The sequence below is a fragment of the Thalassotalea piscium genome (assembly GCF_030295935.1).
Taxonomy (GTDB): domain Bacteria; phylum Pseudomonadota; class Gammaproteobacteria; order Enterobacterales; family Alteromonadaceae; genus Thalassotalea_B; species Thalassotalea_B piscium.
Genome location: NZ_AP027362.1, coordinates 3,842,791 through 3,853,895, shown reverse-complemented (window position 1 = coordinate 3,853,895; position 11,105 = coordinate 3,842,791). Strand labels below are relative to the sequence as shown.

The following is an 11,105-nucleotide window of genomic DNA, read 5'->3' as shown; positions in this document are numbered from 1 at the left end:
AAGTAAGTAACGCTATGACACTTTTTAAAAAGAACGTTAAATCTATCGGCATAACCATCAGAGTGTTGATTGCACTGATCGGTGGTTTTGTTTTAGCTAATTTAATTGGCATTATTATTTCGTACCTACCAGCAGACAATAAAGTAGACGGTATTGTTAAAGGCATGATGATTGGCTTTATTGCTTACACTACGGTTGTGATATATGTATTTTCTACTAAAACAGCTGGAAAGGCTGGATTAGTGGTTGGTAGTAGTTGTTTAGTTGCTTACGCAATAATGTTTTACCTTAATACGGCAGTTAACTAATGAAACCACGTTTTCGCCAATCAATGAATTGGTTCATACCTGGGCTGGTTTTTCTTTTGGCTGGCTATTATATTTTATTTTTGTTACCGGTACTGTCGGATATTTTGACAGCGAAATCGATCGCTGGATGAAACCAGAAATTACCGTCGTCGAACAATTAGATAACCAAAGTTCAGTACTTTCAGCGGCAGAACTTCAGCTTCAACAATTAGCTCCTGAATCTTCACAATGGTACATCAGTCTACCAACGGCACGAATGCCATTTGTACAAATTCAATGGCTACAATTAGCGAATAAAGAGACAAACACCCCAAGAGGCTGGCAAGAAAAATACCTTGATGTGAAAAGCGGTGTGACCAACAGTGTTAGAGAAACCGCTGGCGGAGAAACCTTATACAGAATGCACTACAACCTGCATTATGTACCTGAACTTGTTGGTTATATATTAACAAGTTTAGTCACCATGTTAATGCTCATAGGATTAGTGACAGGGGTGGTTATCCACAAGAAAATATTTATTGAATTTTTTACCTTTCGTGCTAAAAAAGGTATTCGTTCCTGGTTAGATATTCATAATATTTTCAGCGTTTTACCTTTACCTTTTCATTTAATGATCACCTACAGTGGCTTGCTACTTTTAATGGGGGTTACCATGTCATCTATCATCGATGTGCGTTACGGCGAAGGTCGAGAAAACCATAAAAAGTTTTATGATGAGGCCCAGTTAGACATAAAGGAAGTGCAATTTATTGATTTAGCTCCCGAAGCATTATCAATAGAAACAGTGCTTGCGGACGTGGCTGTACGTTATAAAGATCAAAAAGTCAGTTTTATCGGTTTTATTGAACGGGGTAGTGAAAATGAACATTATGAAATATGGTTTGATAAATACGAAGGCATCCACTTAGTATCGGCTGTAGAGTATCGTGTTAATGGCGACAAAGTGGAAATTGAAATAGCTACAGAAAAAGCAGGAAGTGCAGCTCGAATCTACGATCTATTTGAACATTTACATGAAGGGCTTTTTGCCAATATTTATCTGCGTTGGTTGTACTTTATATCGGGGCTATTAGGTTCGGCAATGGTAGCTACAGGTATGATTTTATGGATAAAAAAACGACAAATAAATGGTGCATCCGCTAGACCCTTCAGTGTCATTTCAATTATTGAGCGCATTAATATTGGGATTATTCTTGGCTTGCCTATCGCTATAGCGGGATATTTTTGGGGTAATCGCTTGTTACCCGTTAATATAGAACACAGGGCTGATTGGGAAGTACATTGTTTTTTTATTGCCCTTTTAGCGAGTATTTGCTTTTGTTTATGCCGCTCAGTAAAAAAATCATGGTTGAATCTACTTTGGTTTACAGCCGGTGCTTATTTGTTAACACCATTAGTTAATATGGTAACTACTGAACATAGTATTATTGGCAGCATTAAACGAAACGATTGGTTAATGCTAGGGTTTGATCTCAGTATGTTATTTTTTGCAGGATGTTTTGCATTAGCCGCAATTATTGTTCAACGAAAAAACGCCAAAGCGCAAGCAAATGAGGAACACATAGTTATACAACAAAAATTAAAAGAGTCGGCGTACTAACATGTTAATTCTGATAGAAACTTTAATTTTATTTTTAGGTTTTCTCTGCTTAAGCCTTTCTTTGTCTCGTCACTATAACCAAGTGGACCCAAAAAAACGCCTGTCGACACGTAATTTGTGGCTTTACAGAATAAGTGGTTATACTTTGCTACTACTTGCTGGCATATATGCGGCAGATGTTTGGGGGCTAACATTAGGACTAGTATATTGGTGTGCTAGCGCAACACTTGTTACTTTTTTTCTGTCTTTAGTACTGACTTTTAAACCCAAATGGTTGTCATTTATTATTTGCTTATCAAACTAATAATGGCATGCGATTTATAATAGCAATTGTTAAAGTGGTTATTCATACATTTTTTATACAACCTAGCCTAGTTTGTATATCATAAACATCAAAGATCAACAGACCTTAAAAGTAACTAGGCTTATTATTGATGATGATTGAACTTTTACTACTATTCTTTGCTGGAATTTTTGGCGGCATTCTTAATTCTATTGCTGGTGGCGGCAGTTTTATTACTTTTCCCGCACTTATTTTTGTAGGTGTTCCACCAATTGTTGCTAATGCCACAAATACTTTTTCGTCATGTGCTGGTTATATCAGTGGCGCTTATGCTTTTCGAAAAGAGCTTGCTGATCATAAAAATAAGCTCGCCTTAATTTTAGTAATTAGCTTAATTGGCGGTATAACTGGCGCATGGTTATTGCTACAAACACCTGAGGAAGTATTTCGAGAAGCAATTCCTTGGTTGCTGTTATTTGCAACCCTGTTATTTATTTTTGGTGGGCGAATTAACAATCAACTTAAGCGCTTAGCAGTTAATAATAAGCATGCTACATCTTTAGGTGGGGTTTTGTTGTTTTTGCTATTGTTGGCAGTAACAACTTATGGTGGCTTTTTTAACGCTGGACTTGGTATTATTACATTAAGTTATTTGGCATTAGCCGGGTACACAAACATAAACGCTATGAATGGAATAAAGCTATTGGTTTCATCAATTGTTTCTTTGGTGGCTATTACTTTGTTTATTTATAGCGATGTAATTGCTTGGTATGAAGGTACGTTTGTATTACTAGGTACTTTAATAGGCGGGTATTTTTCAGCGCAAGTGTCGCGAAATATTGCGCAAAAGCACGTTAGGCTTTTTGTTATTGTGGCGAGTGTTGCTACTACGCTGTACTTTTTTGGCCAAACGTATATAAATCAGATTTTTAAATACGTTTAATATTTATGAATAATAAAAGATAGCTTAATAAATGACTAATTATCATAGATTATTTTGGTAACACGTTCCAAAATTGTATCTTTATTACCTAACCAATCATTTATTGTTGTTTCCATCTCAATATCAATCTTAACACCAGCCTAATCGAATTTTTTACCATCTTTTTTGTAAAATGATAAACGCACATTAATATCGCTATTTTCTAAATGAAAAAAGATACTCTGCCCACTTCGACCGTTAGTGTTTTGACCTACCAAAGTAATATTCTTCCATGACTTTAAAGTTGAACTAAATATATCACCAGCACTACTACTACCAACCCAATCATTAAACACAAAACTGGTTTATTAAACTTAGCTGAAGAATTAAACAATGTTTCAAGAGCCCGCAAAGTCATGGGCGTATCACGAGACACATTTTATCGGTATCAAGAACTAGTCAAATAAGGCGGTATTGATGCATTGATAGAAAAGAATCGACGAACCCAAATACCAACAATCGTGTTGATGAAGAAACTGAAAAAGCAGTTTTATCTTATGCTATTGAGCAACCAGCTCACGGTCAGCATAGAACAAGCAATGAATTACGTAAACAGGGTGTCTTCGTCTCAGGTAGTGGCGTTCGCTCAATTGGTTACAAAATAATTTAGAAAACTTCAAGAAGTGGCTTAAAGCTTTGGAAGATAAATTTGCCAATGAGGGGCTAATTCTTACTGATGCACAAGTTGCTGCACTTGAGAAGAAAAAGCACGAAGATGAAGCTTGTGGCGAAATCGAAACAGCCCATCCTTGCTACCTTGGATCGCAAGATACCTTGTATGTTGGTAATTTAAAAGGTGTTGGCCGTATCTACCAACAAGCCTTTGCCGATACCTACAGCAAAATAGCTGTTGCCAAGCTCTATGTTATCAAAACACCAATCACTGTTGCTGATATACTCAACGATAAAGCTCTGCCATATTTTGAGGCTCATGACCTTCAATGTTACGCATTTTAACCGACAGAGGCACTGAGTATTGTGGTCGCGTTGAGCACCATGATTATCAACTATATCTTGCGATTAATGATATTGACCATACAAAAATAAAAGCGATGTCACCACAAACTAATGGGATCTGTGAACGGTTTCACAAAACCATATTGAACGAGTTTTATCAGGTAACATTTAAGAAAAAATCTAATCAACAATGGAGGTATCGCAAAAAGATCTAGACGAATTGATGGATTACTATAACAATGAAGGAACTCATTAAGGTAAAAAGTGCTGTGGACGAACACCATTAGAAACGTTACTTGATGGAAAATTGATATGGGCTGAAAACAATTTAGCTCAAATCTAAGCTGACAATACACCCTAAAAATTGGGTAACTGTACGATCAGGTTTGAGCCACTACACTTTACTAGTCATTAAAATGACACAGATTTTTGAACACACCCCTTTATTTAGAATCTACAGTTTTGCTAGTTTTTTAATAATAGTTCAGACCTTGATTAACACTCCTAATGAAGTATTAAATTAGCTAGCACAAAGTTCATTTTGCGCTCGCGTGTGTCTATTGCGGTTAATGTTACATTAATACGATCACCAAGGGCGAATTGTTGTTTTTCGCTTATCCATTTTTGTTTTATTGCATCGAAAGTAAATTCTCCTTGATTAAAGCTTGCGGTTTGAACTAATCCTTCAATGCCTGTGTTATCTAACGTAACAAAAAAACCAATATTTGAAGCGCCAGAAATAGTGGCACCAAATGAATCACCAATATATTTTTCCATGTAACCACATTTTAATGCGCTTTCAACTTCCCTACTAATGTCGTTTGCTTTTCTTGACTGTGTAGAGCAGTAGGCACTTAGGTTCTCTATTGTTTCAACATTGTATGGATAAGCGGTTTGTGATGATGCTTTTTTGCTAAATTTATCTAAGCTCAATAGACTTAGCATTTTTTGTAAACCACTCTTTTCTTTATTGTGAGACTTAGTATTAATTTTAGCGCGGATCGCTCGGTGAGTAATTAAGTCGGCATACCGACGAATAGGTGAAGTAAAGTGAGCATAGGCGTTATACGCTAAACCAAAGTGACCTTGATTATTAGGTGAATATTCAGCTTGGCTTTGTGAACGTAAAAGTAACGTACGAATTACACTAGCATCGCTGCGTTGGTTTACTTTTGCCAACAGTTCGTTGTAGTGCTTTGATGTTGGTTTATTACCGCCCCCGAGTGTTAACCCTTTTTCGAATAAAAATGATCTTAATGACAATAATTTTTTTTCTTGCGGTCCTGCATGAACTCTATACATAGCAGGTAATTGCTGCTGCTCTAAAAATTGAGCTGTAGCAACATTCGCAGCCAACATAAACTCTTCAATCATTCGATGTGCGTCGTTACGCGCTATTGGTACAATATTGGCAATTTTACTGTTTTTATTAAGGTTAAGTTGTAATTCTTGGTTTTCAAATTCTATTGCACCTCGCTGTTTACGCGCAGCAATTAAACTTGAATATAGGCAGTGCAAGTTTTTAATTTGTGGTGAAATACTTAATGTTGAAGCTGTTTCATTTGCTTTTGTTTTTGCTTTGACTGATTTTGAATTCGATATTATTTTATAAGCTTGGTCGTAAGTCAGTCTGGCATGAGAGTGAATAACGCCTTCAGTAAATACTGAATGAGTTACTTTACCCTGTTTATTTATTGTCATTTCACACACTAAAACAAGACGGTCTTCATTTGGGTTTAATGAGCAAAGCCCGTTTGATAATGCTTCAGGCAACATTGGAATGACTTGTCCAGGGCAATAAATAGAGGTAGCGCGTTCTTGTGCTTCAAGGTCGAGTGCATCGTTTGGTTTTACATAGTGAGAAACATCTGCAATTGCGACGAATAAACGCCAATCTCCAGAAGGTGATTTTTCACAATAAACCGCGTCATCAAAGTCTTTGGCATCAGCACCATCAATAGTAACAAAAGGAAGTTTACGATAATCAACACGGTTTAATTTGTCTTGCTCGGTTACTTTATTTCCTAAAGCCATTGCTTGATCAGTTAACGCGTCACTCCACTGTTCAGAAACGCCATGTCGGCGAAGTGCTAACTTGGTTTCCATACCTGCAGAATTGGGTTGGCCTAATACTTCAGTTATTGTAACGCTGGTTGATTGGCGAAACGTTGGATATTGCGTTATTTTTGTATTTACATACTGACCAACGCTATTAGCGGCAAACTGACATTGTTCAACGTTCACTATTTGAGGAGCTTTGGTATTATCAGGAAGCAGAAAATAGTCTTTACCTTTGCGTTTTAATAAACCTGCTAAGTGTGTTGTGTTACGTTCAATTATTTTAATTAATTTATTAGTCGTGCGCTTTTGGGTGAATGGTTCAATTAATACTTGAACAACGTCACCATCAAACACATGGTTTAATTGGTTTTTTGCGACAAATAAATCTTTTTTTGTATCGCTATAACTCACAAAGCCAAAACCATCTGCATGTAAGCTAATAACGCCACTAATGAGTTGCTTAGGGTCGATAACTTGGTAGCCTTTACGTTGATTAAACGAAAGCTGACCATCACGTTCCATTGCGCGTAAACGTCTTCTAAGCGCTTCTTTTTGATCTAAGTCGTTAAGTTTTAATGCCTGAGCAATTTGCTCTCGGTTAAGATTTTGTTTTACTTTATCGAAAAGGCTTAAAATAAATTCACGGCCAGGGATAGGCTTGTCATAAATAGTTGTTGATGATTGTGCGGTTGGGTTCAAATTCATAAAATTCTCTTAAAGTCGCCCATCGCTTTTACGGTGTATCTTCAAACTAGGAATATAAATAATCTCAATAATGGAAAAGATAAAGTGAAATAAAGCATTAGACGAGGATGACTCAATTAGGTAGTCATATAATTATTAGCATTGCGATATTGCAAGCTTAAGGGGTAGATAATAACTCACCCATAATACTATTATGAGTGAGTTATAAATGCGTTTATTAACGCATTTAAAGTGTACAAGGTTTAGATTGAAACTATGTTTTCAGCTTGCGGGCCTTTTTGACCATCAGTAACAGTAAACTGTACACGTTGGCCTTCAGCTAAGGTTTTGAAACCGTCACCAGAAATAGCACTAAAGTGTGCAAAAACGTCTGGACCAGACTCTTGCTCGATAAAACCAAAACCTTTTGCTTCGTTAAACCATTTAACTGAACCAGTTGTTGTATTAGACATAATAGATATCCTAGAAATTAATAAAAAGTGCGCCAAAAAAGTAGGCGATTAAACTGGAAGAAAACATATATTTAACTGAGGATTACGCGAAGAATTACTACTAAAACAACGTGGAACTTACAAATAAACAGGGCTTTCTATCCACCCGATGCAGCGCATAGTGCAGTAAGTTAATGTAGATAGCAAGCTTTTTTGTTTTAATTTCAATGTTTTATTTTTATGTTGTTGTGTATTGTATTTACTATCTCAGTAATTTTTAATCTTTAGGCTGATATGATTTGGCGTATTAAACGCTTTAACGCTAAGGCTTTGATCGGTTTTCTCAAGAACAGAAAATTAGCTTCACTGGTGTGTTGGCGTACTTGTTCTGAAGGGTCAGCTGAGCAGATCACACAAGGCACATTCCATTGCATGTTTTTAAGTAACTCTACGACTAAGTCGACGCCATTTTTGTCATTATCGAGATGATAGTCGGCTATGATCAAGCGTGGTTTTTCTGGTATGGCCATTAAAATATCTTTAACCGCGGTTTCGTCTTTTGCTGTAAATGTTTGGCAACCCCATTCTGTGAGTTGTGATGACAAAGCGGTTAACATTAAGGTGTCGTTATCAATTAAAATCACTGGCATATTGGTAAACTTATCCATTTGTTTATCAAGCGTAAATTCTCGACTATTAACTTCAACCACTGTTTGACGTTGAATGCGTGGTACTTTAATTAAAAAGCCTGTGCCCTTGCCAACGGTTGATTTTAATGAAATAGATAACCCTAAAAGTGAAGACATTCGTTCGGCAATAGCCAAACCTAATCCTAACCCTGGAATTTCTCGGGTTTGTTCAAGCCTTTCAAATTCTTGAAAAATTGTTTGTTGTTTATCAATAGGAATACCGGGGCCATTATCCCATACTTCAATTTGTATATGATTTTTGCTTGGTCGAACGCCTAATAAAATTTTACTTGGTACACCTGCTTTTTCTCCCGTTTTGTCTTTGCAGTAATGTACAGCATTTGATAAAAAGTTTTGAATAATACGTCTTAGCATTCGTTTATCTGTATTTACCCAGCACGTTGTTTTTTGGTAATGGAAGGTAATACCCTCTTGCTCTGCTAATAGGGTAAACTCGTTTTTTAATGGTTGAAGTAGTTCATCTAAAGCGAAATGGGCCTTTTCTATTTTTTCAGAGCTGTTATCTAGGCGAGATATTTCCACTAAATCTGATAAAAGTGCTTCAACTACGTTGAGGGAGTCATCAATATGGTTTGCTAGTAGCACTAACTCATCATCTTTAACTTTCTTTTTAAGCATTGATGTGAATAAAGACAATGCATTAAAAGGTTGCATTAAGTCATGACTGGCAGCGGCTAAAAATCGGGTTTTACTGCTATTGGCTGCCTCGGCCTCTGCTTTTGCTTTCCTTAGTGCTTGGGTTCTGTCTTCTACTCGTTTTTCTAGATCTTCGTTAGCTCTTTTTAATGATTTTTCAGCCTCTATATGTGCAGTAATATCAGAAAAAGTACTTACAAAACCACCACCAGGCATCGACTGCCCTCTAATTTCTAATACAATACCGCTAGGCATAGTGCGCTGAAAATAATGACTATTGCCAGCACGCATATGCTCAATACGACGCTCAATTAATGATTCACTTTCCGCACCGGTAATAATGCCTTTGGAAATGTTATATCGCAGTAAATCTTCAACTGATTTACCGGCACTAACAAAGCCTTCTGGGTAGTCTAATAATTGAATATAACGCTGATTCCATGCAACCAATCTCATATCTGCATCTACAACACTTATTCCTTGTTCAATATTTTCTACGCCAGATTGTAATAGCTCGCGGTTAAAGCGAAACATTTGGCTAGCTTCATCAACAATACTAACAACATCTTCAAGTGGCATTTCTTGTGAGGTTGAAGCAGCTTTCATTACCATTCGGGTTGAGGCGGAGCCTAAAACACCTGAAAGTTGTAAGCGAGTATGCTCTATTAATGTTTCTGTTTTTGCTTGGTTATTGCGAAAGTCTTGTTTGGCAAAGTTAAGCAACTCTTCTGCTGCTTCTTTATCAATAAAACGTAATAACAAGCTGTATAAATCGTCTACAGAAAGATGTCGTTCAAATTGATTTTGGGTTTTGTTAACAAATAATTCTGCTTGGAGCTTTTCACCAACACTTCGGTGGGTTAATAACGATACTACGACATAACAAATTAAATTGAAGGTTAAGCTATAAAAAACCCCGTGACTGGTTTCATCTAAAAAGTTAATACCAAAAAGTGCCGTTGGTTTTAACCAGTGTATGTTCCATAAGCCATTTTCAATCCATGTACTTGTTGGCATTAAGGCTGGTAATAACAAAGTGTATAGCCAAAAAAGACTACCAACAATGAGCCCAATTAACGCTCCTTTTGTATTGGCCTTACGCCAGTACAAAGCACCAATAGTGGCTGGTGCAAATTGCGACAACAAAACAAACGATAATAAGCCGATAGAAGCTAGGTGATTTTGCTGATCAATAAAGCGTTCAAAAATAAAACCAAGTAATAGAATAATCGCAATAGAGCTTCGTCTAAAAGTAAGCAATAAACCCGAAAGCTGGGCGGTTTGTTTGGTATTAAAGAGTTTAAACTTAAGCGCTACCGGTGTAAGTACTTCAGTAGAAAACATTGTGCTTAATACGATTGCACACACAATTACCATACTTGTTGCAGCAGCTAAACCACCAATATAAACAACAACACCTAACCACGCTTGTTGATAAAATAAGGGTAAGGTTAATACGTAAGTATCTGCATCTACACTGCCGCCAGGAAAGGTTAATTGCCCCGCAATAGCAATAGGAAGAATAAAAATATTAATTAACAGCAAGTAAAGAGGAAATAGCCAGCGCGCTTTTTTTAGCTCTTGTTCATTATGATTTTCAATCATCATCATATGAAACTGTTGCGGCAATATAAAAATAGTAATTGCACCCAATATTGCTTGTGCGGTTATTAAGTAAGCCGATTGGTTAACTGTGCTTTCACTAATAGAGTCTTGCTGATTAATTAAATCGCCAAAACCATCAAAAACAAAAAAGGTAGCAAAAATGCCTACTGCGGTTAATGCAAATAACTTAACAATAGAACTAAAAGCAATGGCTAATACTAACCCCTGATTTTGCTTGTTTGCTGCAATTTGACGGGTGCCAAATAACACACTAAACACTATTAGCACTAAGGTAACAATAAATGCTGTGCTAATACCTGATTGATAAGTTCCGGTTAATAAGTCAAAGCTGGCGCTGATGGCCCTTAACTGTAAAGCTATATAAGGAATAGTGCCAAGCAAAGCCACTATAGCAACGGTTGCAGCAATTTTTGGTGAGCGATCGTAACGAAAGGCAATAAAGTCGGCAATAGAGGTTAAGTTTTGCTGCTTAATAATTAATAAAATTTTATAAAGCATTGGCCAAGCAAGCACTAAGCACAAGATAGAGCCAATATAAATTGGTGCTAGCCAAGCCCCAGTTGTTGCCGCTTGCCCAACTGTGCCGTAAAAGGCCCAAGAGGTACAACTAACCCCTAAAGATAAACTATAAACCCAAGGCTTACAGGTCCAATTTTCAGGCGATTGGTTTTGTCCCCAGTGGGCAACAATAAATAATAAAACCAGATAGGCAATCGACAGCAGCGTAATAAACCAGGTATCTAAAGAAAGCCAAACTAACAAACGGTTACCCTTACTTGTGTATGTTGCATTACTCTGTAATTGCA

The 11,105-nt window shown here is 36.8% G+C and carries 8 protein-coding genes and 1 pseudogene; 5 read left to right on the top strand and 4 right to left on the bottom strand.

Annotated elements, in window-relative coordinates:
* Nucleotides 1-14 precede the first annotated feature (14 nt).
* The 4 genes from QUD79_RS17220 (at nt 15) to QUD79_RS17210 (ending at nt 3,134) form a co-directional block, all read left to right on the top strand.
* The gene (locus QUD79_RS17220) at nt 15-308 is read left to right on the top strand and encodes a hypothetical protein (RefSeq protein WP_184423476.1); all 294 of its coding nucleotides are present in this window, start codon (nt 15-17) and stop codon (nt 306-308) included.
* A gap of 28 nt (nt 309-336) precedes the next feature.
* The gene (locus QUD79_RS17215; protein WP_184423475.1) at nt 337-1,908 is read left to right on the top strand and encodes a PepSY-associated TM helix domain-containing protein; all 1,572 of its coding nucleotides are present in this window, start codon (nt 337-339) and stop codon (nt 1,906-1,908) included.
* Nucleotide 1,909: 1 nt separating this feature from the next.
* Entirely contained in the window at nt 1,910-2,212 is a 303-nt protein-coding gene (locus tag QUD79_RS17490) for a DUF3325 domain-containing protein (RefSeq protein WP_184423474.1), read from the top strand.
* A gap of 130 nt (nt 2,213-2,342) precedes the next feature.
* Nucleotides 2,343-3,134, top strand: coding sequence for a sulfite exporter TauE/SafE family protein (locus tag QUD79_RS17210; protein ID WP_184423473.1), 792 nt, complete (start codon nt 2,343-2,345; stop codon nt 3,132-3,134).
* A gap of 140 nt (nt 3,135-3,274) precedes the next feature.
* Here the strand turns inward: QUD79_RS17210 and QUD79_RS17205 are convergent, their stop codons facing one another.
* On the bottom strand, nt 3,275-3,469 hold the full coding sequence (locus QUD79_RS17205) for a S41 family peptidase (RefSeq protein WP_184423472.1): 195 nt from the start codon (nt 3,467-3,469) through the stop codon (nt 3,275-3,277).
* On the opposite strand from QUD79_RS17205, the pseudogene QUD79_RS17200 reads away from it, so the two are divergent.
* Nucleotides 3,431-4,473 (top strand): annotated as a pseudogene (locus QUD79_RS17200) (IS481 family transposase). The gene QUD79_RS17205 and the pseudogene QUD79_RS17200 sit on opposite strands and share 39 nt — an antisense overlap.
* A gap of 161 nt (nt 4,474-4,634) precedes the next feature.
* On the opposite strand, the gene rnr reads toward QUD79_RS17200, so the two are convergent.
* The 3 genes from rnr to QUD79_RS17185 form a co-directional block, all read right to left on the bottom strand.
* Nucleotides 4,635-6,896 (bottom strand): ribonuclease R, encoded by a 2,262-nt coding sequence (gene rnr / locus QUD79_RS17195; RefSeq protein ID WP_184423471.1) that lies wholly within the window; start codon nt 6,894-6,896, stop codon nt 4,635-4,637.
* Nucleotides 6,897-7,138: 242 nt separating this feature from the next.
* On the bottom strand, nt 7,139-7,348 hold the full coding sequence (locus tag QUD79_RS17190) for a cold-shock protein (protein ID WP_184423470.1): 210 nt from the start codon (nt 7,346-7,348) through the stop codon (nt 7,139-7,141).
* A 263-nt stretch (nt 7,349-7,611) separates the two neighbouring features.
* Entirely contained in the window at nt 7,612-11,061 is a 3,450-nt protein-coding gene (locus QUD79_RS17185) for a PAS domain-containing hybrid sensor histidine kinase/response regulator (protein ID WP_184423469.1), read from the bottom strand.
* Nucleotides 11,062-11,105: the final 44 nt, after the last annotated feature.

Coding starts and splice junctions, on each gene's coding strand:
- QUD79_RS17220 (WP_184423476.1), top strand. CDS start 15: ATGACACTTTTTAAAAAGAACGTTAAATCTATCGGCATAACCATCAGA.
- QUD79_RS17490 (WP_184423474.1), top strand. CDS start 1,910: ATGTTAATTCTGATAGAAACTTTAATTTTATTTTTAGGTTTTCTCTGC.
- QUD79_RS17210 (WP_184423473.1), top strand. CDS start 2,343: ATGATGATTGAACTTTTACTACTATTCTTTGCTGGAATTTTTGGCGGC.
- rnr (WP_184423471.1), bottom strand. CDS start 6,896: ATGAATTTGAACCCAACCGCACAATCATCAACAACTATTTATGACAAG.
- QUD79_RS17190 (WP_184423470.1), bottom strand. CDS start 7,348: ATGTCTAATACAACAACTGGTTCAGTTAAATGGTTTAACGAAGCAAAA.